Below are 26309 nucleotides of genomic sequence, written 5' to 3' on the forward strand. Positions count from 1 at the left end.
CTTGTGGGTGGTTGGGGGCGTGGGGTGTGCTTGTGGGTGGTTGGGGGCGTGGGGTGTGCTCTCGAGTGGGAACCCATTGGCCTCGTCCGTCCCATGCATCCGGCACCAGCCCCGTGCGCGCCCTCGTCCCCTTTCAACCGTAGAGCCGAGTAGTTGCCGGCGGTCGTATCAGCTCCGCGAGCCGAGCAGTTGGCGGCGATCGCATCAGCTCCGCTGAGCCTCATCCCCCTTCCTCACCCCAACCCTCGCACCACCTCTCGCACCTGAGCGTCTGACCCCCGCATTACCCCCGAAAACGAACATTTCCCCGCAAAATGAGGCCCGGATTTTCGTTTTCGAGGGAAACGCCGCGAACGCGTTGAGTCACCGACGCCGAAGCGCCCACGGTGGACGACCACCGGCCCCGACGCCCTCAGATCAAGCCCCTGCGCTCCATGTACTTCATCGCCAACCACCCCACCGGGATCCGCCCGTAGAACGTCACGAGACGGTAGAGGACCGCCGTCGGCAGACCCACCGACAGGCCCACCCCCGCGACCTGCAAACCGCCCGTCAGCGCCGCCTCCACCGGGCCGATACCCCCGGGCGACGGCAGCAGCGACCCGAGCGAATTCGACGCCAGATACGTCAACGCCACCTGCGACCACCCCAACGACCCGCCCATCGCCACCAGGGACGCCCAGAAGGCGCCGACGAACCCGACCGTCATCACGAGATTGCCCGCGACCACCATCCCCAGGCGCCGCGGCTGGCCCGCGACCCACAACAGCCTCGGATACACCTGCTGCCACGTCGGAGCAGCCTTCGCCCACACCCGCCGCCGCAGACCCGGAACCGACAGGACCACCCCGACAACGACCGCGATGCCGATGACGACCAAGAGGATCGTCCCATACGGCAGGGCCACCGAGATCGACCCCCCGGTGACGAGGAGGACGAGGAAGAACATGAGGATCGTCATCGTCCCCTGCGCGATCTGCTGAAGCGTCACCGTCGTCACCGCCACCGCCGTCGGCACCCGCTTCTTGCGCAGGTACCGCAAGTTGAGCGCCGCCGGACCGACCCCCGCCGGAGCGACGATCGTGATGATCGACGCCGCCACCTGGGCCACCACCGAATCCCAGAACCTCAACCGCTCCGGGCTCAACGCCATCAACGGGATCGCCCCGCCGACCCACGTCAAGCACGCGAGGGCCGCAGCCGCCCCCATCCACACCGGATCGGCCCGCGTCACCGCCGAGATGATGTCCTCGAAATTCAACGAGCCCAGGACGACGACGAGCGCGAACGCCAGGACCCCGACCATGACGACCGTCCGAGGCTGGAAGCGCCGCAGATCCACGACCTGCTCCGACTCCGCGGCCGGATCCGAGACGAGCGCCGAGCGTAGCTCCGTGAGCAGATCCGTGCGCCGGATCGCCTGCTTGACCGACCCCGGCAGGACCGGTCCCTGGAGGACCGGCGCGCACGCCTCCAAGCGCTCGGCCGGGACCGCCCGGCGAGCCGCCTCCAACGCCCGCGGCGCCCCCACCGCCGACGCCGTGAGGGTGAGCATCTGAGCGATGTCGATCCGACGGTTGAGATCCGTCGTCGCCACCTCGCCGCGCTCCCAGTCGACGATCCACACGCGCCCGTCCTCGTCGACGACGACGGACTCGACCGACAGCGCCCGGTGAGCGATCCCCCGGGCGTGAGCCGCCACGAGCTGAGACCACGCCTCGTCCAGCATCCCCTCGGTGACCAGATCCGGGTCGAGGCCGTGCAGCGGCGTCGTCGGCGGCAGGGCCCTGCGCACCGTGAGGATCGATCCGCCGGCCTCGGCGACCCCCAGGGGCTCGGGGGTGCGCACGCCGCCCGCGAGCGCCGTCATCGCGGTGAGCGTCGACCGCTCGGCCGACGCCTTGAGGGACGGCGAGACCCACCGGCTGATCCCCCGCAGGCGGATGTTGTCCCACACCTCGACGAGGGTCCCCGCCAACTCCAGGCCGGGGTCGTCGACGACGACCTCCATGACGAGCCCGGACTCGTCCCACGCCTGGTAGTGCCGCGCCGAGTCGGCGGTGTTCCTCCGCGTCACCGTGTAGTCGGCGGGCGCCACGTCGCCGATCCGCTGGCGCACTCGCCCGTCCTCGTCCTCGTCGACCACCCACGTCGTCAGCGGCTCCTCGTCGGTGTCGAGATCGGCGCGGACGATGCGGGACGGGACGATCCCGATCGCCACGAGCGCCTCGACGATGTCGGCGCCGGTCGCCCGCCGGTCCTCGAAGCCGAACGCCCACCGGGCCGCCGACCCGAAGAACCGGCCGATGAGGACGGAGATCACCGCCCCCGGCAGCGTCATCGACGAGCGCAGGACCCCCAGGAAGAGGATCACCCACAGGCCCGTCCACGACCAGCGGACGGTCCTCATCGAATGGGCCTCGCCGGCGACGGTGAACAGCGCGCACAGGGTGACGACGACGAGATTGATGCCGATCGCCGTGTCCGTCGTCGACGACTGCCCGACGACGGCCGTGGCCACGCGCAGCGGGGCGGTCATCGGCTCCGGCAGGAGGGACACGGCCCACGTGATCCCCCAGCCGGCGAGCGCGGCCGCGAGGGCGGCGCAGACCGCGTGGATGATCGTCGTCAGGCGCCGGCGCAGGGCCAGGGCGGTGACGATGCCGATGGGGGCGACGAGGACGACGACGCCCTCGATGACGGTGACGGGCAGGAGGAGGACCTCGCGGATCACCTGGAACCGCAGGACGTCCTCAGTGATGCCCTGGGTCGTCGCGTTCGCGAACACGCCGACGGCCCACACGGCGGCGATCCCCAGGAGGGCGAGGGCGATGTCGACGAGGTCGGCGCGGCGCCTCGTGCGCGGGGAGATCCGGTCGGCGAAGTGGACGGGGCTGGGGAGTCGGGGGGCTCGGGGTCGTGGGGACGAGGTGCGGGCGGGGGCGAGCGGGGGTCCGTCCGGGCCGTCGCCGACTGGGTCCGAGGGGGGCGGCGCGTCGGGTGAGGCGTCGGGCCCGCGGCCCCCGGCCTCATCGAGGGTGCCGCGGATCTCCATGCCCCAATCCTAGACGCCCGGCGTTCCCGGTTAGGGTGGAGGCGACACGCCCCCATCGAGAGGACACCGCATGATCTGGCCGACGCTGCTCGCGACCGCCGACCCCTCGGCCTTGGAGACCTTCATCGGATGGTTCAAGGACCCCGAGTCGCTGCTGCTCGCCATGGGCTCGTGGGTCCTGTGGGGCACTCTCGCGATCGTCCTCGTCGAGTCCGGGGTCCTCTTCCCCGTCCTGCCCGGCGACTCGCTCCTGTTCGCCGCGGGCCTCCTCCACGACCGCCTCGGCCTCCACCTGCCGACCCTCATCGGCCTCGTGTTCGTCGCCGCCTTCATCGGCGCCCAGATCGGCTACTGGTTGGGCGCCCGATTCGGCCGCCGCCTGTTCACGCCCAACGCCCGGTTCCTCAAGACCGAGCACCTCGACAAGGCCGAGCGCTACTTCGCCGACTACGGCGGCCGCTCCCTGGTCATCGGACGGTTCATCCCCTTCGTGCGCACCTTCATCCCCCTGGCCGCCGGCATCGCCGGCTACCCGTACCCGAAGTTCCTCGCCTTCAACTCCCTCGGCGCCCTCCTGTGGGGGGCGGGGATCACGTGGCTCGGGTCGGCGCTGGGAGGCGTCCCCTTCGTCCACGACAACCTCTCCCTCATCATCATCGCGATCGTCGGCGTCTCCCTCCTGCCGATGATCGTCCAGGTCGTCGCCTCGCGCCGCCCCTCGGGGGACGATCCGGCGCTCGTCCCCGATGCTTCGGCCGCCGGCGCGCCGGCGGCCGAAGCCGGCCTCGTCCCGGCGGGCGCGGCCCCCGTCGACCGCCCCGTCCACGTCGCCGCCCCCGCGGGACCCGGCGTCGGCCCCGCCCGCGAGGAGGGGCTCGCGTCCAGCCGGGGCCGCGAGGAGGAGCCGGCCAGCAGCCCCACCCAGGAGGAGGACCTCGCCGTTGGCTCCGTCGGCGAGAAGCGTCCCGCGGCCGCGGGCGCCTCGGACGGCTCCCCCGACACCTCCCCCGCCGCCTCCGAGCCCGCCGAGGAGTGACCCCGCGATGATCGGGCAGTGGTGGACCCTGATTCCGACCTTCGTCGCGATGATGGTCGCCCTGGTCCTCCCCGGCTGCTTCTGGCTGAGGGCCGGTCCCCGCCCGGTCCTCGTCGGCCTCGCGGCCGCCCCCGCGTTCTGCGCGGGGCTCCTCACCGCCCTGTCGGTCCTCCTGCCGGGATTGGGCGGCGACTGGGAGCCCTCCGCCGTCCTCCCCGTCCTCGGGCTGTCGGCCCTCATCGGGGCCGTCATCCTCTTCCTCGGCCACGCGCGCCGAGTCAACGACGGGGTCATGCCCCGCCCCGGCCGGTACGCCGCCGTCCTCGAGCCGACCCTCCGCCCCTCATCGGAGGCCCGGCGCTCGCGGGCCGCGACGGCGGCCGCCGTCCTCGTCGGGTTCGCCGTCGCCGCCGCCCCGATGATCCTGACCGCCGACCCGCGCGACCCCGTTCAACAGTGGGATTCGACCTTCCACCTCAACGGGGTGCGCGCGATCCTCCAGGGCGGGAACGCGAGTCCCTTCGGGGGGCTGTCCGCCCTGTACGGGGGCCGCGAGGTCTTCTATCCGACGGCGTGGCACGCCTTCGTCGCGATCTTCGTCGAGTCGCGGACGATCATCCAGGCCTCCAACGTGTCGTCTCTGGTCCTCATGGCCGTGTGGGTGGTCGGGGCGACGGCGTTCGTCTCCGTCGTCACCGACTCGCGGCCGGCCGTCCTGGCCGCCCCGGTTCTGGCGGGCGCTCTTCCGAGTATGCCGGCGGACGCTCTGACGATGTACAACCAGTGGCCTCATGCGATGGGGCTGGCGCTCGTCCCGGGCCTGGCGGCGGCTGCGGTCGTCGTCGGGCGGCGCGTCAGCGAGGGGGTCGACGAGGCGGGGGCGGTGCGCGCGGTCCTGCGGCAGGCCCCGGCGGGGGTGTTCCTCGCGGTCGGCGCCCTGGGCGCGGTGGGGGCGCACCCGAGCGCGGCGTTCACCCTGGTGGTGCTCCTGGCTCCGGGTCTCCTGTCGGCGCTCGTGCGCCTGGCGGGCCGGGCCGTCGCGGGTCGACGGGTCGTCGAGGCCGTGGCGTGGGCCGCGGTCGGGGCGATGGTCGTCGTCGTGCCCTTGGGGCTGTTGACGACGGAGAAGATCCGGGCGATGGGCGACTACCCGAGGTCGGGGATCGGGTGGGGCACGGCGCTGTCGCATGCACTCATGCCGGTCCCCCCGTTCTCGCAGACACCGGGGCTGCGCCTCCTCGTCCTCGTCCAGGGGGTGCTTCTCGTCGTCGGCGTCGGGGCCGTCCTGGGGGCGGGTCGGGCGCTCGTCGGATGGTGGCGGGCCGGAGCGCCGGTCGCGGCTGTCGGAGAGGGGCCGGTCGTCGCCGGTGGGGGGGCGGAGCAGGGCGCCTCCGATGGAGTGCCGGAGCGCATGACCGGGGTTGGGCGAGACGCGGGCGCCGTTTCGGGGGGTTCTCCTTCGGAGGCCGATAGGGGCCGCCCCCTGTCGGCCGGCTCGGGCGTCGACCCGCTGGGGTCCGGGGCACCGGGCGGGACCGGCGCCCTCGGAGGGGACGCCGTCTCGGATAAGGCGCTTCCGGGGACGAACGCGGAGGGGGAGGATCCGATCGCTGCGGGATCGGGTCCGAGTGGGCCTCGGGCGCCGGGTCCGGCGTCCGGTGCCGTCGTGTGCGCGCCCGTTGACGCCCAGAACCGAGTGCCGCTTCCGGAAAGGCGTGGGGTCGAGGAGGCCGGGCCGGGCGTTTCAGCGCCGGATTCCTCCGCTGGAATGAGGGGAGATCCATTTGCGGTCTCGTTCACGGGTGCGGCTGGAATCCGGGTCGCCGCCCGTGCCGGTTCCCCTGGTGTGCGCTGGCCCCTCGTCTCGCTCGTCTGCTTCGCGCTGCTCACTCTTCTGGCGTACGCGCCGAATTCGCCGGTGAGGACCTTCCTCCTGGCGCCCTGGTACATGGACGCCCGGAGGATCATGGGGGCGCATGGGCTCGCCATGGTCCCGATCATGGCGATCGGGTTCTCCTCCCTCGTGAGCGCTATCCGTGGTGCGGCGGGTCCTTTGCATCCTGGGGCCCGCCGTCCGGTCGGCGGCCGTCCGGGCGCTGGCCGTCCGGGCGCCGACCTGAGGCTCGTCGTGGGCCTCGGGGCCCTCCTCCTGGCCCTTTCGGGTTTCGGGGCCTTCGACGCTCGCGTCCGCGCCGCCGCTTACGTCTACGACTCGGATGACCTGGGCAAGCCGGGGATGGCGACGACCGGCGAGCTGGCGATGCTGCGCCGGGCCCGCCTGATCCTGCCCGGCGATGCCCTCGTGCTCGGCGATCCGATCGCGGGGGCCGCCTACATCGAGACGATCTCCGACCGTGAGGCGGTCTTCCCGCAGTTGACCATGGCGAACGCCGATGAGGAGTCCCAGAGCCTCCTCGCCGATCACTTCAACGAGATCCACACGAATCCGCGCGTATGCGAGGTCGTCCGGGATCTCGGCATCACCCATTTCTACGCCGAGGAGGACGGGATGTACTACAACTTCTCACGATCCTCGCGCTCGCCTGGCCTGTACGGCGTCGATACGTCCAGCGGCTTCGAGCAGGTCGATGCAGGGGGGACGGCCGTCCTCTACAAGATCACCGCGTGCGGTGAGGTTGCCCCCGGCGGGGCTCGTGAGGCCGCCGTCGGCGGCAGGTGATGCTCGTCCGTCCCCGCCCCCGCCTTTTCCCCCGAAAACGAACATTTCCCCGCAAAAAAGCCTCCCTTTTTTCGTTTTCGTGGGAAATGCGAGGGGGAAGCGGGGACGAGGACGATGGGCAGCTCGCGGACGTGCGCGGCCCCGCCGTCCGAGCCTCGTTACCCTGAGACGCATGGAATCCGCACCCGCTGACCCGCTCGCCCACTCCATGTCCGAGGATCGGGCCCCCGCGGCCGCGGACCAGCCATCCGTAGCCGCCTCGAATGCTCCCGGCCGGGAAGCCGCAGCCGCCCAGCAGACATCCGTCGACCGGGCTCCCGGACCTGTCCCCGACGTTCCGGGCTTCGGCTCCACCGGCCGAACAGATGACCGGCCCCAGCGCATCGCCTTCCTCGGCCCCTTCGGGACCTTCACCGAGCAGGCCGTCCGCCAAGTCGCCCCGGTCGGCGCCGAGCTCCTGCCGATGACCTCCGCCCCGCAGGCCCTCGCAGCCGTGCGTCGAGGCCAGGCGGACAGGGCCGTCGTCCCCATCGAGAACTCGATCGAAGGAGGGGTCAACGCCACTCTCGACTCCCTCTCCCACGGCGAGCCCCTCGTCATCGTCGCCGAAATGGTCGTCGACGTCGTCTTCCAACTGGCCGTCCGACCCGGCACGACCGCCGACGCCATCGGCCGCATCGGCACCCACCCGCACGCATGGGCCCAGTGCAGGACCTGGGCCGAGGCCACCTTCCCCGGCGCGATCCACGTGCCGACGACTTCGACCGCGGCCGCCGCCGAACTCCTCGCCGCGGGCGACGCCCCGTTCGACGCTGTCCTGTGCAACGCGATGTCGGTCGCGGCCTATGGGCTTGACGCCCTCCACAGCGACGTCGCGGACACTCCCGGGGCGGTCACCCGATTCGTTCTGGTCTCCCGGCCCGGAGAGATCCCCGAGCCCACCGGGGCCGATAAGACGACGATCCAAGTCGCCCTGCCCGTCAACGAGTCCGGCGCCCTGCTCACCCTGCTCGAGCAATTCGCCGTGAGGGGCGTCGACCTGTCGCGTATCGAGTCGCGCCCCAGCGGAGACGGCCTGGGGGATTACACCTTCAGCATCGACATCGTCGGGCACATCGCGGAGGAGCGCGTTCAAGCATCGCTCGTCGGACTCCACCGGTACTCGCCGGAGGTGAGGTTCATGGGCTCGTATCCGCGGGTCGACGGGGTGGAGGCGACGGTCCTGCGCGGGACCCGCGATGAGGACTTCCAACGAGGGAGGGCGTGGGTCGCGGGGATCCTCCGCGGCGGGGACGGGGCCTCCGTCCCCGCGGGCGAGGCGCCCGGCTGGCCGCTGCGGTGAGGGGTGGGAGCCCGGGTCTCGGCTGAGCCGCTCAGTCCAGCGCGGCGCGGTGGCGGCGGGGCGGTGGTGGGATGGTGGTCTTGCTAGAGACGAGGCGAGGCGTGGTGGGCCTGGGGGGTTCTTCGATTTGCCAGTGGTGTCGTGGGGTTGGGCGGGTTCTTGAATTCGCCAGTGGTGAGGCGCGGTGGGATGGGGGATTGTGAATTCGCCGGTCGAGAGGTGAGGCGGAGGCGGGGGCCTGAACTCGCCAGAGGGAGGACGAGGACGGGTCAGCTCCGCGGCGTTTCGGGAACCGCGATGTCGAGAGCGAGCCGCTGGACACGGGCATGGACGGTCCGGGCGGTGCCGATGGCGTCCCCGTCGACTTGAACGACTTGCGGATCCTCGCAGGTCACCGAAGCCCCCTCCGCCTGGCGGAAGGCGATCCGGCCCGTCGACACCGGCAGATTCGTCGCCGTGAGCCCCAGGCCCTGGCCGAGGATCTTCCACGAGAGGTCCGCCCACCCGAGGAGCCCGGCCTGAGTGTCGACGGCGATGACGTCGAGGAGCCCGTCGTCCAGGCGCGCCTGCGGGGCCAGCGTGATGTACGGAAGTTCGCCGCACATCGCGAACATCACGGTTTTCACCGATTCCGTCGTCACCTCATCGGGAGTGCGATCCGCGCCGGCGTCACCCTCGACCGCGTCGGACCCGCCCTCGGCCCGACGAGCGACCGGAGAGTCAACACTCTGGCAATCGGATGAGGTCGGGGCATCAGCCGGATCGGTGTGTTCCTCTGGGCCCGGTGTCGCGAGAGCGCTCCGCGATCCGCCCCCCTGGTCGGAGGGCAGGCGCGACGTGGTCGCCTCCCCCCGCAGAACGGGGCCGTCGTCCCCGGAGGACTCGGCCCTCGGGCTGCGCAGGGTGAGGCGGGCCCGAATCGGCTTGACGGCTATCGAGGTCAGACCGGCGATGACGTAGGCGATCCATCCGACGCGCTTCTTCAAATCGGAGTCCGTCGCCGCCATGGTCTCCCCGTCGAAGCCGAGGCCGCCGATGACGACGTAGGCGTACTCGTCCGTCGCCGGCAGATCCCCGGGAAGGGCGAGCCTGCGCCCGTCCTCGGTGCGCGCGCTCGTGTAGGCCGATCGCAGGAGCTCCCCCTCGGCCGGGATCGTCGAGGGCTCATCGACCTGATCGACGCGCAGCCACCCGAGGTCGAGCCCGCGGTGGGAATCTCCGAGCCCGATGCGCACGGCGTCGCCGACGTCGTCGATCGGCAACCCGAGGTTGCGGGCGAGGAGATTGCCCGTACCGGCCGGCAGGATCCCCATGCGCACCCCGGTCCCCGCCAGACCGGCGGCGACGGCTCGGACGGTCCCGTCCCCGCCCGAGGCGAACACGACGGAGGCCCCCAGGGCGACTGCGCGAACGGCCTGGCCCGTTCCGGGGTCCTCGGCGGTGGTCTCGATCCAGTGGACATGGGGGACGCCGCACTGCGCGGCGGCCTCGTTGACGTCGCGCTTGAATGAGTCGAGGTCGTCGTGCTTCGTCGGATTGACGATGACCCATGGGCGGGGCCTGCCGCGCTGAGGGTCGTCGGCCGGGGCTGGGACGAGGAGGGCGTCGCGGTGGCGCTGTGCGCGCCGATCGGCGGCGAGCAGAGTGCGCGAGGCGAAGCGCGCGCCGAAGGAGAGGACGAGGACGACGCAGAGCCAGATCGCGGCGGTGAGGACCATGACCCCAGCGTAGTCGGGGCCGCACTCGAGGGCGCGTCCTCCATCGGGGCTGTGGAAAGAATCGAGAGCGTAAGGCTCCGGGCCTGTGGAGGAAAGGGGTATCGGAACGGGGTGGGCTGAGGAGAGTGGTGCTGGGATGAGGGTCGGGCAGGGAGAGTGGTGCTGGGATGCAGAGGAGAGTGTTGGGAAGGGGTGGGTTGAGGAGAGTGGTGTTGGGATGCGGTGGGCTAATGAGGAGGGTGCTGGGATGAGGGTCGGGCAGGGAGAGTGGTGCTGGGATGCAGAGGAGAGTGTTGGGGCGGCTTGGGTAAGGGGTATTGGGATGCGATGAGTTGAGAAGAGCGGTGCCGTGATGCGCTGGGCTAAGGAGGAGGCTGCTGGGGCGGGCCGGGACGAGGGGGGAGGTGTTCGGACGGGGAGGAACTGGGGAGTAAGGTGCCGGGACGGGGCGAACTGAGGAGCGCGCCGCCGAGAGGGGCGAGTCGAGGAGCACGGCGCTGAGATGCGTCGCACCGAGGGCCGCCCACACGGAGCCGGCGCCCACCGAGGCGCTGTGACGGGAAGTCGCACGTCCCTTCCGCATCCCGCCGAGGCCGAGAGGATCCCGACCGCCGAAGCCGGGATGGCAGGGGCGCCGAGCGCTCCGATGCCCTCGAACGATCCGAAGTCGGAACAGCGGCGCGCGCCCCTGCCCTCCCACCACCCACCCAGGGCTGGCCGGGATTAGGCGGCTTTCACACAACGGCGAAGAAGCCGGCCTGCCCTCCCAGGGGTGCTCGGGAGAAGCCGATCCTTCCGCCGTCGCTCCCAGAGCCTCCCATCAGTGCGGGCACAGCCGATCCACAAGTTCGCCCGGTGCCATGAGGCCACCGGGAGGAAACGCCTCCCCCCGACCAGCAGGAGACACCATGACCACCCGCTCCCTCGCCGCCAGGATCGGCGCCACCGCGGCCGTCGCCGCCCTCGCCCTGTCCGGCTGCGCCTCCCCCGACGCCGCTGCTCCCGCCTCCGCCCCCTCGACGACCGCCGAGGCGACGGCCGACCAGGAGAGCGCCGCGACCGCGGCCCCGGCCTCGTACGCGATCGCCGGGACGACCCCTCTGGCCTCCTACGACACCCACTTCGACGCCGACGACCTCGAATGGGACGCCGCCGACGAGCAGGAGATCGTCCTGGCCGACGGCGCCTCGACCAGCACGAGCGCTGACGCGCGGATCTCCGGCGACACCATCACCATCACCGCCGGCGGCGTCTACCGGATCAGCGGAGCCCTGACCGACGGCTCCCTCGTCGTCGCCGCCCCCGACGACGAGGCCGTCACGCTGATCCTCGACGGCGCCTCGATCAGCAACTCGACCGGGCCCGCGATCGCCGTGACGAGCGCCGACGAGGTCATCATCCACACCCCGGCGGGCACCGAGAGCTCGCTCGCCGACGGGTCCGGGTACGAGATCGCCGACGACTCCACCCCCGTCGCCGCTCTCGCCTCCGCCTCCGACCTGACGCTGTCCGGCGAGGGGCGCCTGAGCGTCACCGGCAACACGAATGACGCGATCAACTCCTCCGACGGCCTCGTCATCGTCTCCGGCTCCATTGATGCCGTCGCCGTCGACGACGCCATTCGCGGCAAGGACTACCTCGTCGTCCACGACGCCTCGATCTCCGTCGACGCCGGCGACGACGGGCTCAAGACCGACAACACCACCGACGCCGAGCGCGGATGGATGCTCATCGGCGGCGGCGACGTGACGATCGCGGCAGGGGACCAGGGCATCAACGCCGTCCAGGGCCTGGAGATCTGCGGGGGGACCGTGACCGTCACCGAATCCTCCGAGGGCATCGAGTCGTCGGCCCCGACCGTGTCGGGCGGGACCGTGACGATCACGGCCTCCGACGACGGGATCAACGCATCGGGGTACGAGGACTCGGCCGATCCCGAGGCCGACGACGGCTCGGTGCTCACCCTGAGCGGGGGAGTCGTTGTGCTGAGCGCCGGCTCCGACGGGCTCGACTCGAATGGGTCGGTGGTGATCTCGGGCGGGACGGTGACGATCGACGCCGGGTTGGCCGGCGAGGGCGAGGTCGTCGACGCGAATGCGGGAGTGACGTGGACGGGGGGATCGGTCGTCGCCAACGGGGTCGAGGTCTCGTCGGTCGATGAGTTGGCGGCTCGGATGGGCCCGGGCATGGGCGGGGCCGCCCCGGTCGGGGGGATGTCCGGCGGGCCCGGGGCTCCGGCCCCCCGGTGACGAGGCGCTCGGCGGGCCGCCGACGGGGTCTCAGTCCCGAGGGCGGGGAGGGCGTTCCAGGCGTCGATGCTGGCGGGATCCCAGGCGCCGCAGCCCCGGGGCGGGGGAGGGAGTCGCGCTCCGACTGGACCTCCGCAGGACTCTTCGCCTTGCCTCGTCGTCGGATCAGGCTCGCGCGTGCGCGTGCGGATCCCCCCGGACGAATTCGTCCGCGTCATCGCAGCATCAGGTCCGCGCGTGCGCGGGCGGATCAGCGACCACCGCGATGCAGCAGGCCCAGATCGTCATCAGGTCTGCGCGGGCGCGAGTGGAGTGGATTGACATCATGCCCGGCATCTCCAACCGAACCTACAACCGCCAACGAGGCTCGCGCGTGCGCGGGCGGATCCGTCTGCTCGAGGCGGTGCGGCATGACAGCTGCACGAGGCTCGTGCGTGCGCGGGCGGGTCGTCGCCCGGGGGAGGGGAGCGGGTCGACAGGACCGGGCGGACGGAGATGCGGGCGCCCTGGCATAGGATGACCGCATGATTGATGTGCGTGCCCTGCGTGACAACCCCGAACCCGCTCGCGCCTCCCAGCGCGCCCGCGGGGCCGATGTCGGCCTCGTCGACCGCATCCTCGAGGCCGACGCCCTGCGCCGCTCGGCCCTCCAGGAGTTCGAGGCGCTGCGGGCCTCGCAGAAAGAGGTCTCGAAGTCCGTCGGCAGGGCGTCCGCCGAGGACCGGCCCGCCGTCCTGGCCAGGGCGAAGGACCTCGCCGAGCAGGTCAAGTCCGCCGAGGCCCGCGCGAACGAGGCCGATGCGCAGGCCGACCGCCTCGCCCGCCTCCTGCCCAACCTCATCGTCGACGGAACCCCCACCGGCGGGGAGGACGATTACGTCGTCCTGCGCCACGAGGGCGGCGACCCCCGCGACTTCGCGGCCGAGGGCTTCGAGCCCGCCGACCACCTCGCCCTCGGCGAGGGCCTCGACGCCATCGATACCAAGCGCGGCGCCAAGGTCTCGGGCGCCCGCTTCTACTACCTCAAAGGCGTCGGCGCCCGCCTCGAGCTGGCCCTGATGATGATGGCCCTCGACCAGGCCATCGACGCGGGCTTCACCCCGATGATGACGCCGACCCTCGTCACCCCCGCCGTCATGGGCGGCACGGGCTTCCTCAACGAGCACTCCGACGAGATCTACTACCTGCCCGCCGACGACCTCTACCTGACGGGCACCTCCGAGGTGGCGCTCGCCGGCTACCACGCCGACGAGATCCTCGACCTGTCCGCCGGCCCTAAGCGCTATCTCGGCTGGTCGACGTGCTACCGGCGCGAGGCCGGGTCCGCCGGGAAGGACACGCGCGGCATCATCCGCGTCCACCAGTTCACCAAGGCCGAGATGTTCTCCTACTGCCGTCCCGAGGACGCCGCCGAGGAGCACGAGCGCCTCCTCGCCTGGGAGGAGGCGATGCTCGCCAAGGTCGAGCTGCCCTACCGGGTCATCGACACCGCCGCCGGGGACCTCGGCACTTCGGCCGCCCGCAAGTTCGACTGCGAGGCGTGGCTGCCCACCCAGGAGCGGTGGATGGAGGTCACCTCGACCTCGAACTGCACGACCTTCCAGGCCCGGCGCCTGGGGATCCGCGAGCGCCGCGACGGCCAGACGCATCCCGTCGCCACCCTCAACGGGACGCTCGCGACGACCCGGTGGCTCGTCGCGATCCTGGAGAACCACCAGCTCGCCGACGGGTCCGTGCGCGTCCCCGAGGCGATGCGCCCCTACATGGGCGGCCTGGAGGTGCTCGAGCCCGTCGGCTGACGGCCCGACGACGACGCGCGAAGAGGAGGGATGATGCTCGACATCGACCCGTTGCTGGCCGACGAGCCGATCATCCGCAACATGGTGTCCCCGCCCCTGTCGGGCGAGCCACCGATCGACTTCCCCGTCCTCGTCGACGCGGCCCGCGCCGCCCTGCCCCCGGGCTTCCCGACCGATCCCGCCCGCGTCCTCGTCGCCCTCGATCTCGACGGAACGGTGATGACGCTCGAGGGGGTGTCGGACCGGGTCCGCGCCGTCCTGGCCGACGCGACCGACGCGGGGATCCACGTCGTCATCGCCACGGGCAGGTCGTTGGAGGCCACCGGCCCCGTCCTCGACCAGCTCGGCGGCCCGGACGCGTGGGCGGTGTGCTCGAACGGGGCGATCACCGCCCACTTCTCCCAGATCCACGAGGGCGGGGCCCGGGCGCTCGACCCGTTGACCTTCGACGCCTCGGGCCTCATCGACCTCGTTCTCGAGCAGATCCCCGGCGCCCTCGTCGGCGTCGAGGCCCCGGGCGACTTCCTCCTGTCGGGGGACTTCCCCGCCGGCGAGCTCATCGAGGAGCATCGGGTCGTCCCCGTCGAGGATCTGCGGGGGGTTCCGGCGATCAAGCTCGTCGTCCGGGCGCCGGAGATGACCCGCTCGCAGTTCGAGGACGTGCTCGTGCGCCTGGGGGTCCCGGACCGGTGGGAGTGCTCGGTGGGGTGGACGTCGTGGGCGGACCTGCTGCCGCTGGGGGTGACGAAGGCGTCCGGCCTGGAGGCCCTGGCGGCCAGGCTGGGCGTGCCCCGCGAGGGGACGGTGGCGATCGGGGACGGGACCAACGACGTGTCGATGATCCGGTGGGCGGCGCTCGGCGTCGCGATGGGGTCGGCGTCTGCCGATATCAAGGCGTGCGCGGACCTGGTGACGGGCGCGGTGGAGAACGAGGGCGCGGCGGCGGTGATCCGAGCGGTCCTCGACCATTGCGGGGGCGCCCTCCCGTAGGCGGAGGGGCTGACGGCCGGTCGCGAGCATCCCGCGTGAGGACGGGAGGCGGCGGTCTGCGGTCGGTCGTGCGAGTCCGGTGTTCTGGTGGGCGATGAGCAAGCGGCCGACGCCCGGCGTGGGGATGTGGGCCGGCGGTCGGGGGTCGGCTGTGGGTGTCCCGCGTGAGGCTTGGGATCGGGGTCGGTGGTCGGTCGTGGGCGCCCTGTGTGAGGAGGGGGCCGGCGGTCAGCCGCGGGCGTTGGGCGAGCGGTCGACGACGCAGCGCAGGACGACGATCGCCCCCTCCTTCGACAACGGCTCGTTGCCGTTGCCGCACTTGGGGGACTGGATGCACCGTGGGCACCCGTCCTCGCACGGGCACTGCTCGACGGCCTCCAACGTGCGGGCGACCCACTCGCGCGCCCGGGCGAACCCCTCCTGCGCATGGCCCGCGCCGCCGCGGAACGCGTCGTGGACGAACACGGTGGGACGGCCCGTGTCCTCGTGCTCCGCCGTCGACAAGCCGCCCAAATCCCACCGATCGCAGGTGGCCAGCAGCGGCAGCATCGCGATCATCGCATGCTCGGCGCCGTGGAGGGCGCCCGGCAGATCCGCCTCCGCCAGGCCCATCAGCGCCCGAGCCGCGGGCCCCAATTCGACCCATGCGGCCTTCGTCTCCAGGGTCCGTGTGGGCAGACGCAGCTCCTGATTGCGGATGAACTCCAATCCCGGCAGGCGCAACAGGTCGAAATCCGTCACCTTCGTCGACACGCCCACCGGGCCGAACCCCCAGGAGACCGCCCCATCGGGCGATTCCCAGCGCTCCTCGACGCCGCGGATCGTGACCGACACGTGCTGCTTGGCGCGCGTGCGCAAAGGAGTGCGGACCTCCTCGACGACCGCGACCCGCTGGCGTTCTCCGGCCCGATCGCGCGCGGGGATCAGGGAGGGGCCGACGGCGCGCCGGTCGCGCCCGGAGTCCTGGCGACTCCACCAGGGGATCGTCGGCGGCGCGCCGCCGACGCCCACCCCACCCGATCCGACCCGCGCCCCGGACCCGTCCCCGCCCGATCGTCCGACTCCTGTCGACGGCGCACCACATGGGGCGGCCCCGCGCGGGGCCGCCCCATCCGGGGCCGCGGCGGCGCCCGGCGCTCGGCCTGGCGACTCCGATCCGTCGGCGGGGTCCATCATCGACGACAGGGACAGGACGTGGAAGGTCCGCCCCTGATGGAGGTACACGGCATCGGGGAACACCTGCGCGTCGGCGGAGGCCTCGTCCACCGTCCCGATGACCGCGCCCGTGCGCGCGTCGACGATCTGCACGTCCCCGGCGCCGCCGCGCAGGTCCGTCAGATCCGATGCCCGCTCCTCGCGCGTCGCGTCCCAGTACCAGCCCCCGGGGCGACGCCGCATGTACCCCTCGGCGACGAGGGCGTCGGCGAGAGCCCCCATCGACTCCCCGAAGTACTCCGAGTCGTCGAAGGCCCGCGGGCCGGCGGCCCGGGCCGCGTCCGCGTCGCGCAGGGGCAGCTCCGCGGCCGCAGCGCACAGGTGCGGCGCGAGGACCCAGGGGTTCTGCGGGTCGATGACCGCCGCCTCCACGGCCCCGAGGACCTCCTCGGGATGGCGCACGAGGTAGGCGTCCAACGGGTCGTCGGAGGCGACGAGCACCGACACCCCCGGCGCCCCCGCACGGCCCGCCCGGCCGATCTGCTGGAACAGGGACGCCCTGGTCCCCGGCCAGCCGGCGGTGATCGTCGCGTCCAGCCCGGACACGTCCAGGCCGAGTTCGAGCGCCGAGGTCGTCGCCAGGGCCATGATCTCCCCCGAGCGCAGCGCCCGCTCCAGCGCCCGGCGCTCCTCGGGCAGGTATCCGCCGCGATACGCGCCGACCCGGCCCGCCAGCCCGGACGCCCTCGCGCTCAAACGATCCCTGACCTGCGCGGCGACAGCTTCGGCGCCGGCTCGCGACCGGACGAAGGTCAACAGCCGCGCCCCCTCGCGAACGAACGCGGCCGTCAGGTTCGCCGCCTCGGTCGGCGCCGACAGCCGCCGCACGGGCGCCTCCAGGACGACGTTCTCGCCCGCCTGGGCGCGCAGGAACTCCGAGATGTCGACCTCCGACTCGTCGGCGACGAGCCTGCCCTGCCACAGGGCGAGGTGGTGGGCGCCGGACGGCGACCCGTCCTCGTCGACGGCCACCGCCTCGCGCCCGATCATCGCCGACCCCGCGGCCGCCGGGTCGCGCACCGTCGCCGAGAGCATGATGACGAGGGGGTCGGCTCCCAGGTGGCGGCATATCCGCAGGAGCCGGCGGACGACCAGGGCGATGTGCGACCCGGTGACCCCCCGCCAGTGGTGGAGCTCGTCGATGACGATGTAGCGCAGGGAGGCGAGCAGCCGGGTCCAGCGCTCGTGGGAGGGCAGCATGACGTGGTGGAGGAAGTCGGGGTTCGTCAGGATGATGTCGGCGTTGCCCCGCGCCCACTCCTTGACCTCGCGGGCGGCGTCCCCGTCGGCGGCGGCCGTGCGCACGGCCCGCAGCGGCCCGTCGGGCGCTCCTGCGATCAGGCGCTCGAGGCCGGCGAGCTGGTCGGCGGCGAGGGCCTTCGTCGGGGCCATGTACAGGCAGGCGGGGCGCCGGTGGACGTCGGAGATCCGCGCGGACGACGAGGCGCGCGCCAGGTCGGACAGGATCGGCGTCCAGGCGACGAGGGACTTGCCCGAGCCCGTCCCCGTGGCGAGGACGACGTCGCGGCCCTCGGCGATCCGGTCGAGGGCCTGGGCCTGGTGGGACCAGGGGCGGACGGCGCCTCGGGCGGCCCAGGCGTCGACGACGTCGGGGGCGACCCATGCGGGCCAGGGGACGGGGTGAGCGGGGCGCGCGGGGATCTCGTGCATGTGGACGAGTCGGTCGTCGCCCGCGCTCATCGACGTGAGGAGGTCGACGAGGGCGCCCGTCGCGGGCGGCTCCGGGGTCCCGGCGTCCTCGGAGGGGGTCACTGGGAGTCGGAGGCGCGCCCGAGCGCGTGGGCGGCGGCCTCCTTCATGTAGTCGATGGCGCTGATGCCCGTCGAGATGCCGGCCGAGACGGCGTCCTCCAACTGGTCGTTGGAGACGCCGGCGGAGGTGTCGAGCACGAAGTCCGCGCACACCTGGACGGCGCCGGATTCGCCGGGCATCGTGTAGACGGTCGGGAAGTACTTCTCGCGGTTCCAGTTGTCCGCTGCGGCGAAGAGGCACCGCCCGGCCTGCTCGCCGGCCAGCTCGGTCTCCCACATCGCGCGGATCGACAGGAACCGGCCCGAGGCGTCGAAGCTCAGGAGGAAGGGGACGCGGTCGAAGACGGCGCCGGCGGCCCGGCCCTTCTCCAGGATGTCGAGGTCGTAGCCCATGTCGTGGACGCGGGCGACGACGCGGTCGAAGTCGGCGGGGTAGGGGGTGGCGTCGTCGGAGGGGACGGCGAACGGGCCGGTCATGTCAGCGCTCCTGGGGGTCGGTGTCCGCGTCGCCCTCCCAGGTGACGAAGTCGGGCAGGCAGGTTTCGAGGTCGGCGAAGAACCCCATGATCATCGACATCGAGGTTTCGAAGAACGTGGTGAGTTGGGCTTGCGTCAGTCCGGAGGTGGCGACGACGTTGCATTCGGCGACGAGGCCGTAGCGGGTGCCGTCCTCGAAGGGCGCGAGGTAGGACTTGGGGCCGGTGCGCGTCGCGTTGCAGCGGCTGACCTCGTCGGCGAGGGCGGTGAACTGGGCGTCGTCCTCGGCGATGCCGCGCCATTGCGCGCGCAGCTGGAGGATCTGGGGGTTGGAGGCGTTCCAGAAGTAGACGGCGTTGCGGGCCGGGCAGGCGAGCTCGGAGTCGGAGTATTCGCCGAAGTGGACGTCGCGACCGGACAGGAGGCGGCGGATCCGCTCGGTGCTGATGGGCGTTGCTGCGGACACGATGCCTCCTGACGCTGGAACGGGTGTGCCGATGAGGTTCTGCGAGTGTATCCGAGCGCGCGTTCCGGGTCGCGGGCAGGCTCCCGGGTCCCGCGCGGGGGCTCGGAGGCGGGCGGTGCCGCGCGTCGCGCGCGTCCGGATATCGCGGGGGTCGGGGCGGCTCGCCTCGTGGGGGGCTCGCGGGCGGCTCCGATCCGCTGGGAGGGGGCGGCGGTGGCGGTCGAGCGGCTCGTGCCCCGGGGGTCCTCGTCCCGTGCGGGGAGTCCGCGGCTACAGTGGGGCGCGCACGCGAACAGCCGACGAGGAGGGCCAGAGGTGTCGAGGAACGATGACGCGACGGAGCCGATGGATCCCGTCGGGCCCGGACCCGTTGCGATCCCCGGGCACGGGGTCTCCTCCACCGGTCCCCTTTCCGAGGCGCGGTCCGGTTCGACGCGCCGCGCGCGGGCCGACGAGGGCGCCGGCCCGTCGTCGGCGCGATCGCGGGGGGCCTCGCCCCGAGGGGGAGCCGTGCCGCGGGGCGGCGCGGGTCCGGTCGACCGCGGGTGGTACCGGCGGCGCCTGGTTCGCCGGCTCCTCGGGGCTCTGGCCTGCGTCGTCGCCGGCGCGGCCCTGACGGTCCTCGCGCTGTCGACCCGCTGGGGGCAGGGGGCGGACACGGTCGTCATGGAGTCGATGATGCTGTGGGCGTCGCGCCTGGGCGGCGCGGGGGAGCTCTTAACGTCGGTCGTCTCCGTCCCCGCGATCGCGGTCGTCGGCGCGGGGGTGGGTCTCATTGCGCTGCTGCGGCGCAGGCCGACTCTGGCGGGGCGCGCCCTGGGGATGGTCGTCGGCGCGAATGCGACGACTCAGGCGCTCAAGGCCCTCCTCGACCGTCCCGACCTGGGGGTGACGACCGGCGCGGGCAACTCCCTGCCGTCGGGTCACGTGTGCGTCGCCGTGACGATCAGCCTGGCCCTGGTCGTCATCGCGCCCGAATGGCTGCGCGGCCCGGCCGCGTGGGCGGGGTGGGCGTGGGCGTCCCTCATGGGGATGAGCGTGATGATGTCGGCGTGGCACCGGCTCTCCGACGTCCTGGTGGCGGCCCTCGTCGCCGGGGCGTGGGCGCTGGCGCTGACTCCTATCGAGAGGAGGCCGCGGCATTCGGCGGCGCTGCACCGGGCGAGGCTCGTCATCGTCGTCGCCTGCGGGCTCCTGGCCCTCGTCGTGTCGGCCGCGTGCCTCGTCGGCGTCGACCTGTCGGAGGCGGCGGCCCCCGGGGTCTCCGGGTACGGGTTCGCCGATTTCCTCGCCGGCCAGGCGTGGCGTGGGAGGCTCTTGTCGGCTGCGGGCGCGTTGTGGGTCGTCGCGGTCGTCGGGTTCGTCGTCCACGAGGTCGATGGCCTGTGCTCCGAGTGAGGCCCGGGATCCGCCGCCGGCCGGCCGAGACGCGCGGGGCGTTCGCGCGGGGCCGGTGGGCTCGCGTCCGCGGCTGAGAGCCGGGGAAGTCGACGTCGGCGGCCCGCCGTCTCGTGACGTGCGGAGGGGTCGCGCGTCGCGCCGACGAGGCGGGTGGGAGTTCGGTCTTCCTCGCCGGGGATCTGTTCAGTGGGACTTGGGTCCCTGGTTCGTCGGTGAAAGACGAGTAGTGCCCGCGCGCGGCCGGGGCGCTCGCGGCGAGTCCGGCGTGTCGAAGGCGCGCTCACGCGCCGGCACTAGATATTGTGTTCCTCGTTCGTTCGGAGCACTAGACGTAGTGGTTCGGCGAATGCCCGACGGAAAGCCCCGAAACACCGGCGACCGCCCGCGCCGCGCCCGAGAAGACGCGACGACGGGCCCATCGGACCCACACCGGCACAGCACGACCACGACGAAGGTGCACCATGGCGCAGCACGCTCAGACCCCCACCCCCCGCTACGACGTCGACGCGATCGGCACCGTCGAGGAATACCTCGACCGGTCCGACTGGCGCGTCAACGCCAACGCCAACCAGGGGTACTCGCTGGGCGGCATGATCCTCAACTCCGCGGGCAAGGTCACCGCGAACTACTGGCTCGAGCAGATCTACACCCCCGAGATCGGCGCCGCCCACCGCGACGGCGACTACCACATCCACGACCTCGACATGTTCGCCGGCTACTGCGCCGGCTGGTCCCTCAAACGCCTGATCCAAGAGGGGTTCAACGGCGTCCCCGGCGCGATCGCCTCCGCCCCGCCCGCCCACTTCTCCTCCGCCTGCGGCCAGATCGTCAACTTCCTCGGCACCCTCCAGAACGAATGGGCCGGCGCCCAGGCCTTCTCCTCCTTCGACACGTACATGGCGCCCTTCGTCCGCCTCGACAACATGCCCTACGAGCAGATCGTCCAGTGCATGCAGGAGCTGATCTACAACCTCAACGTCCCCAGCCGCTGGGGCTCCCAGTGCCCCTTCACCAACCTGACCTTCGACTGGACGTGCCCCGACGACCTGCGCGACGAGCACCCCCTCATCGCCGACGAGGTCTGCGACTTCACCTACGGGGACCTCCAGGAGGAGATGGACCTCGTCAACCGGGCCTTCATCGAGGTGATGACCGGGGGCGACGCCGACGGGCGCGTCTTCACCTTCCCGATCCCCACCTACAACATCACCCCCGACTTCGACTGGGACGCCCCCAACACGGACCGCCTCTTCGAGATGACCGCCAAGTACGGCCTGCCCTACTTCCAGAACTTCATCAACTCCGACCTCGACCCGCACATGATCCGCTCGATGTGCTGCCGCCTCCAGCTCGACCTGCGCGAGCTCCTCAAGCGCGGCAACGGCCTCTTCGGCTCCGCCGAGCTCACCGGGTCCATCGGCGTCGTCACCGTCAACATGGCCCGGCTCGGCCACCTCCACCGCGGCGACGAGGCCGGCCTCGTCGCCCGCCTCGACGAGCTCATCGACCTGGCCTCCCAGTCCCTCGAACTCAAGCGCCGAACGATCCAGTTCCACATGGACCACGGGCTCTTCCCCTACTCCAAGCGCTACCTCGGCAGCCTCGACAACCACTTCTCCACCATCGGCGTCAACGGCATGAACGAGATGGTCCGCAACTTCTCCGGCGACGAGTACGACCTCACCGACCCGCGCGGCTTCGACATGTGCGTGCGCCTCCTCGACCACGTGCGCGACCGCATGGTCGAGCTCCAGGAGGCCACCGGCCACCTCTACAACCTCGAAGCCACACCCGCCGAGGGCACGACCTACCGCTTCGCCAAGGAGGACCGCCGCCGCTTCCCCGGCATCATCCAGGCCGGCACCCCCGACAACCCCTACTACACGAACTCCTCGCAACTGCCCGTGTCCTACACCGACGACCCCTTCCAGGCGCTCGAGGACCAGGAGGTCCTCCAGGGCAAGTACACCGGCGGCACCGTCCTCCACCTCTACATGGGCGAGCGGATGAGCTCGGGCGCCGCCTGCAAGGAGATGGTCCGCCGCTCCCTGACCGCCTTCAAGGTCCCCTACATCACCATCACCCCGACCTTCTCCGTGTGCCCCGTCCACGGCTACCTGGCCGGCGAGCACTTCACCTGCGACGCGTGCGCCGAGGCCCACCCGGACCGCGAGCCGCAGGCGTGCGAGGTCTGGACGCGCGTCATGGGCTACTTCCGGCCCGTCCAGTCCTTCAACATCGGCAAGAAGGGCGAGTACGCCGAGCGCCAGATGTTCTCCGAGGCCGCGGCCGACGGCCACGGGGAACTCGTCAGCGCCTTCCCGCCCGTCGCCCAGCGCTGATGCCCCGGGAGGCGGGGGGGCGGGGCGGAGCCGGCCGCGAGCGGGTCCTCACCCCCGAGGACCTGCAGATCGCCGGCCTCGTCCCCCTGTCGACCGTCGACTGGCCCGGCCGATTCGCCGCGTCCCTGTTCTTCCAGGGGTGCCCGTGGCTGTGCCCGTACTGCCAGAACAGCGCGATCATCGACCCGAGGATCCCCGGCGTCGTCTCCTGGTCCGCCCTGGAGGATCTGCTCGCGCGCAGGCGCGGGCTCCTCGACGGCGTCGTCTTCTCCGGCGGCGAGGCGACCCGGCAGATCGCCCTGGCCGCGGGGATGCGGCGCGTGCGCGAGCTCGGCTTCGGCGTCGGCCTGCACACCGCCGGCCCCTACCCGGGCAGGGTGGCGGCCCTCCTCGACGAGGGCCTCGTCGACTGGGTGGGGATCGACGTCAAGGCGACCCCCGACGAGTACGAGGCGGTCGCCGGCCGGCCGGGCGCGGGGGCGCGCGCCTGGGAGTCGCTGGCCGCCGTCCTGTCCCATCCGGAGGTCGACCACGAGGTCCGGCTGACGGTCTACCCGGATGGTCCGGCGGACGGGCTGGAGGTCGCCCGACGGGTGCGCGAGGGCGGGGCTCGGGCGTTCGCCCTCCAGCAGGCCCGCGACATCGGCACCCCCGACGGCTTCCGTTCGCGCGCCAACGGCTGGGACGATCAGGTGAGGGCGCTCGCCGCGGACATCGAGGCCCTGGGGTTCGACAGGTTCGAGTTCCGACCGGCGGACTGAGGCGGCGCGACCTCTCGGGGCGCGGCGGCGCCCGTTACAGTGGGATGCGGCCCGGTGGATCCGATACCCAGGAGGGACGATGGTCGACGACCTGAACATCGACGACCCGGCGGGAGCCGTCGCCGATCCGACGACCCGGCCGACCGTGCTCCGCCTGATCGCCTACGGGCACCCGGAGTTGAGGGCCGAGGTCGCCGCCCATCCGCGAGCATACGCGGGCCTGCTCGACTGGCTCGACGCGCTCGGGGATGCCCGGGTGTCGGCCGCGGTCGCCGCCCGCCGCGAGGCCGACGCCCTCGCGACCGCCCGTAGCCGTGACGAGGCCGCCGAGGAGGAGCCGGCCGGCGTCGTCGTGGAAGAGCCGTCCCCAGGCGCCGCAGCCGGGGAGGGCTCGCCCGGATCCGACGGGACCGAGGACGGGGACGAGGGCGGGAACGACGCGGCCCCCCTCGTCGATGAGCCCTCCGCGGCGCCGGACGGGCCACCCGCGGGCGCCGACGCGAGTGCGACGATCGTGGAGAACCCGGATCCGATCGACGACCCCCACGAGGAGGCGGACGACCGGGGGGAGCCGGAACCCGATCAGGGGGCTGAACCGATCGATTCGACGACCGTTCTGCCCGCCGCGCACGCGCCGATCGTCCCGGCGCCCTCGCCGACGGGATCCGTCGAGCGCACCTCGATCTTCCCCGGGGCCGCGCCCGGCTGGTCTCCCCTCGGCCAGGTCACGGCCCCTCCGACCGCCTATTCGACGGCGGCCGCGCCGCAGGCTCCCGTATGGCGGCAGGCGCCCGCCGCCCAGTCGTCGTCCCCCGCGACGAACGGGCCCGGCGGCCCGATCGCGACCCCCGCCCCCGCCTCGACGAGGGGAACGGGCGGGCTCACGGCCCTCGTCGTCGCCCTTGTCGTCGCCCTCGTGCTGCTCGTCGCCGCCATCGCCTACATCGTGACCGACGGCTTCGGTACGCGGTCCGCTCCGGAACCCGCTGGGGCCTCCGCCCAGTCGTCGCAGGCCGAGGATCCGGAGCAGTCCTCCTCCGCAGACGGCCGCGCCCCCGCCCCGGACCGCGGCGGGGAGGGGGCCGAGGCCCAGTCCGACCGAGCGCAGTCGGCCAATGGACCGATCAGGCACCCCGCGCCGTCGGGCGCCCAGGAGATCAGCGGGTTCATCGCGCCCTCCGGCAACATCGCCTGCATCCTCGCGGACGAGGGCGTCACCTGCGCGATCGCGAGCTCCGAATGGGGGGCGCCCTACGGGCAGTGCGGGGACGGGGAGTACGGCACCCTGACCGTCACCCGCTCCTCGACGGGCAAGAGCTGCCGGTCGTCGGTCCCGGAGGTCACGGGGCCGACCCTGGAGTACGGGCAGCACGCCGTCCACGGGGATTACGCGTGCGGTTCGACCCAGGACGGCTTCTCCTGCTGGAACATCAGGACGGGCGCGGCCTTCGCCCTGGCGCGCGGCGGGTGGATGACCTCGAACGAGGGCGAGATCGCGCCGATGGAGTACTCCTGGCAGTGACCCGTGTCGGCGCGGCGGGCGCCGTGCCGATGGGAGCCCCGGGATGGGCGCCGCGCCGAGCGGACCCGTCCTGATCCGCGTGCCTCGCGTGCGACTCGCAACGCGGCGGACTCCGATCCGCGAGGGCGCGGGGCCGCCGGGGATCCGGGGGGGCGAGTCCTGTCCCGCGCCGCTCGACGAGGCCGACCGGGTCGTCCCTCGACAACCTCCACACCCGGTCGAGGAAGGACCGCGACTGGCCGGGCCGCCCCCCTCCCGGTCGGCAGTGGTGCCCGGAGGATCCGCCCGGCCCGCGCGGCTACTTCTCGATCGGCCCGAGGATCGCGTTCGCCCAGGCGGCGTGCAGCGATTCCTGGTCGGAGGGCTGGAACAGTCCGGCCAGGGCATCGCGGTACAGGCGCGAGAGCTCGTGGCGCGAATAGTACGAGGCGCCCCCGCACGCCCGGATCGACTGCTCGACGGCCCGCAGCGTCGCCTCGGACGCCGCGTTCTTGGCGGCCGACAGCTGCGGCATCCAGATCGGCCCGCGGTCGACGCCGGCCTCGACGTCGCGCGCGAGCTCGCGGATCTGCGGGCCCACGGCGTTGACCGCCAGGGCCGCCTCGGCGATGCGCCACCGGATGTCGGGGTCGTTGGCGTACACCGTCTGGTTCTTGACGGAGCGACGGGTCCTCACGTGCTCGGCGGCCACCTCGACGGCGCGCTCGCCGACGCCCAGGTAGGTGGCGGCCAGGAGGATCTCGAAGTGGGAGAAGATCCCGAAGACCACGGGGTCCTTCGACGGCCCGGGCTCGCAGCGGGTGAGGATCCGCGACTCGGGGGCGCGGGCCCCCTCCAGACGGGTCGTGTTCGACTGGGTGGCGCGCATCCCGAGGGTGTCCCAGTCGTCGGCGACGGTGAATCCTCCGTCGCGGCGGTCGAGGATCGCGAACACCGAGTGGGGGCCGTCCTCGCCGGAGTCGTCGCGGCCGAAGGTCAGCAGGCGGGTCCACACGGGGGCCAACGACGTGAAGATCTTCGTCCCGGTGAAGCGGTAGCCGCCCTCTCCGTCGGGGGCGGCCTCGGTGATCGACCCGAAGAGGACGAGGTCGTTGCCCGGCTCGGAGATGCCGAAGCCGTAGAGCTCGCCGGCGGCGGCGTCGCGCAGGATGATCTCGCCGCGGGAGTTGCCGTTGCGGACGAGGTGGCGGCCCAGGCCGACGATGATCTGGTGCATGTTGATGCCCAGCGCGGTCCCGGGCGCGGCCTTGGCCAGGCGGGTCTGCTCGGCGGCGATCTCCTCGAGGCCGAGCCCCGCCCCGCCGTATTCGACGGGGACGAAGGCGCGGAGGTATCCGGCGTCGCGCAGGTCGGCGAGGTCGTCGGCGGGGAAGGTGTTGTCCGCGTCGTGGGCGGCGGCGCGGTCGTGGATGCGGGCGAGGAGGTCGTCGCTGAGGAAGGCCATCATCGGTCCTTTCGGGGGTCGGTCGTGGGTTCACGCTACC

Annotated in this window: 15 protein-coding genes and 1 pseudogene; 10 read left to right on the top strand and 6 right to left on the bottom strand. The window is 72.4% G+C overall.

Annotated elements, in window-relative coordinates:
- Positions 1-412: 412 nt before the first annotated feature.
- A complete protein-coding gene (locus M3T53_RS06660) occupies positions 413-3055 on the bottom strand; it encodes a lysylphosphatidylglycerol synthase transmembrane domain-containing protein (protein WP_272433721.1) in 2643 nt (880 codons plus the stop codon).
- Positions 3056-3125: 70 nt separating this feature from the next.
- Here M3T53_RS06660 and M3T53_RS06665 point away from each other — a divergent pair.
- The 3 genes and pseudogenes from M3T53_RS06665 to pheA form a co-directional block, all read left to right on the top strand.
- A pseudogene (locus M3T53_RS06665) lies at positions 3126-3782 on the top strand (DedA family protein); the annotation flags it as partial.
- Positions 3783-4098: 316 nt separating this feature from the next.
- Entirely contained in the window at positions 4099-6771 is a 2673-nt protein-coding gene (locus tag M3T53_RS06670; RefSeq protein ID WP_272433723.1) for a DUF6541 family protein, read from the top strand.
- Positions 6772-6943: 172 nt separating this feature from the next.
- On the top strand, positions 6944-8113 hold the full coding sequence (gene pheA, locus M3T53_RS06675) for a prephenate dehydratase (RefSeq protein ID WP_272433724.1): 1170 nt from the start codon (positions 6944-6946) through the stop codon (positions 8111-8113).
- A gap of 269 nt (positions 8114-8382) precedes the next feature.
- Here the strand turns inward: pheA and M3T53_RS06680 are convergent, their stop codons facing one another.
- Positions 8383-9831, bottom strand: coding sequence for a diacylglycerol/lipid kinase family protein (locus M3T53_RS06680; RefSeq protein WP_272433725.1), 1449 nt, complete (start codon positions 9829-9831; stop codon positions 8383-8385).
- 908 nt (positions 9832-10739) lie between these two features.
- Between M3T53_RS06680 and M3T53_RS06685 the strand changes: the two genes are divergently transcribed.
- From M3T53_RS06685 to M3T53_RS06695, 3 genes are all read left to right on the top strand, one after another.
- A complete protein-coding gene (locus tag M3T53_RS06685; RefSeq protein WP_272433726.1) occupies positions 10740-12080 on the top strand; it encodes a carbohydrate-binding domain-containing protein in 1341 nt (446 codons plus the stop codon).
- Between the two features lie 524 nt (positions 12081-12604).
- Positions 12605-13879: a serine--tRNA ligase gene (gene serS / locus M3T53_RS06690; RefSeq protein ID WP_272433728.1), complete on the top strand. Its 1275-nt coding sequence runs from the start codon at positions 12605-12607 to the stop codon at positions 13877-13879.
- Between the two features lie 30 nt (positions 13880-13909).
- Positions 13910-14869, top strand: a complete 960-nt coding sequence (locus M3T53_RS06695; protein ID WP_272433729.1) for an HAD hydrolase family protein — start codon at positions 13910-13912, stop codon at positions 14867-14869.
- 228 nt (positions 14870-15097) lie between these two features.
- On the opposite strand, the gene M3T53_RS06700 is transcribed toward M3T53_RS06695, so the two are convergent.
- Genes M3T53_RS06700 through M3T53_RS06710 form a run of 3 tightly spaced genes read right to left on the bottom strand, consistent with a single transcriptional unit; the run spans position 15098 to position 18799 of the window.
- Positions 15098-17857: a DEAD/DEAH box helicase gene (locus tag M3T53_RS06700; protein ID WP_442866936.1), complete on the bottom strand. Its 2760-nt coding sequence runs from the start codon at positions 17855-17857 to the stop codon at positions 15098-15100.
- Entirely contained in the window at positions 17854-18333 is a 480-nt protein-coding gene (locus M3T53_RS06705) for a YbjN domain-containing protein (protein ID WP_272433730.1), read from the bottom strand. Before M3T53_RS06705 ends, M3T53_RS06700 begins: the two co-directional genes overlap by 4 nt.
- 1 nt (position 18334) lies before the next feature.
- Entirely contained in the window at positions 18335-18799 is a 465-nt protein-coding gene (locus tag M3T53_RS06710; protein ID WP_272433731.1) for a YbjN domain-containing protein, read from the bottom strand.
- A gap of 510 nt (positions 18800-19309) precedes the next feature.
- Here M3T53_RS06710 and M3T53_RS06715 point away from each other — a divergent pair.
- From M3T53_RS06715 to M3T53_RS06730, 4 genes are all read left to right on the top strand, one after another.
- A complete protein-coding gene (locus tag M3T53_RS06715; protein ID WP_272433732.1) occupies positions 19310-20197 on the top strand; it encodes a phosphatase PAP2 family protein in 888 nt (295 codons plus the stop codon).
- Between the two features lie 464 nt (positions 20198-20661).
- Positions 20662-22542, top strand: coding sequence for a ribonucleoside triphosphate reductase (locus tag M3T53_RS06720; protein ID WP_272433733.1), 1881 nt, complete (start codon positions 20662-20664; stop codon positions 22540-22542).
- Positions 22542-23303, top strand: a complete 762-nt coding sequence (locus M3T53_RS06725) for an anaerobic ribonucleoside-triphosphate reductase activating protein (RefSeq protein WP_272433735.1) — start codon at positions 22542-22544, stop codon at positions 23301-23303. The genes M3T53_RS06720 and M3T53_RS06725 overlap by 1 nt, the downstream gene beginning before the upstream one ends.
- Positions 23304-23382: 79 nt before the next feature.
- Positions 23383-24825, top strand: coding sequence for a variant leucine-rich repeat-containing protein (locus M3T53_RS06730; RefSeq protein ID WP_272433736.1), 1443 nt, complete (start codon positions 23383-23385; stop codon positions 24823-24825).
- A gap of 298 nt (positions 24826-25123) precedes the next feature.
- Here the strand turns inward: M3T53_RS06730 and M3T53_RS06735 are convergent, their stop codons facing one another.
- Positions 25124-26269: an acyl-CoA dehydrogenase family protein gene (locus M3T53_RS06735; RefSeq protein WP_272433738.1), complete on the bottom strand. Its 1146-nt coding sequence runs from the start codon at positions 26267-26269 to the stop codon at positions 25124-25126.
- Between the last annotated feature and the right edge of the window lie 40 nt (positions 26270-26309).

Origin of the sequence: Actinomyces sp. B33 (assembly GCF_028437565.1) — a bacterium.
In the GTDB taxonomy this organism is placed as follows: domain Bacteria; phylum Actinomycetota; class Actinomycetes; order Actinomycetales; family Actinomycetaceae; genus Pauljensenia.

Bases quoted from the DNA above. Each gene is read 5' to 3' on its own strand.
- M3T53_RS06680 (WP_272433725.1), bottom strand. From the start codon at position 9,831: ATGGTCCTCACCGCCGCGATCTGGCTCTGCGTCGTCCTCGTCCTCTCC.
- M3T53_RS06685 (WP_272433726.1), top strand. From the start codon at position 10,740: ATGACCACCCGCTCCCTCGCCGCCAGGATCGGCGCCACCGCGGCCGTC.
- pheA (WP_272433724.1), top strand. From the start codon at position 6,944: ATGGAATCCGCACCCGCTGACCCGCTCGCCCACTCCATGTCCGAGGAT.
- serS (WP_272433728.1), top strand. From the start codon at position 12,605: ATGATTGATGTGCGTGCCCTGCGTGACAACCCCGAACCCGCTCGCGCC.
- M3T53_RS06660 (WP_272433721.1), bottom strand. From the start codon at position 3,055: ATGGAGATCCGCGGCACCCTCGATGAGGCCGGGGGCCGCGGGCCCGAC.
- M3T53_RS06730 (WP_272433736.1), top strand. From the start codon at position 23,383: ATGGTCGACGACCTGAACATCGACGACCCGGCGGGAGCCGTCGCCGAT.
- M3T53_RS06720 (WP_272433733.1), top strand. From the start codon at position 20,662: ATGGCGCAGCACGCTCAGACCCCCACCCCCCGCTACGACGTCGACGCG.
- M3T53_RS06695 (WP_272433729.1), top strand. From the start codon at position 13,910: ATGATGCTCGACATCGACCCGTTGCTGGCCGACGAGCCGATCATCCGC.
- M3T53_RS06705 (WP_272433730.1), bottom strand. From the start codon at position 18,333: ATGACCGGCCCGTTCGCCGTCCCCTCCGACGACGCCACCCCCTACCCC.
- M3T53_RS06670 (WP_272433723.1), top strand. From the start codon at position 4,099: ATGATCGGGCAGTGGTGGACCCTGATTCCGACCTTCGTCGCGATGATG.
- M3T53_RS06735 (WP_272433738.1), bottom strand. From the start codon at position 26,269: ATGGCCTTCCTCAGCGACGACCTCCTCGCCCGCATCCACGACCGCGCC.
- M3T53_RS06725 (WP_272433735.1), top strand. From the start codon at position 22,542: ATGCCCCGGGAGGCGGGGGGGCGGGGCGGAGCCGGCCGCGAGCGGGTC.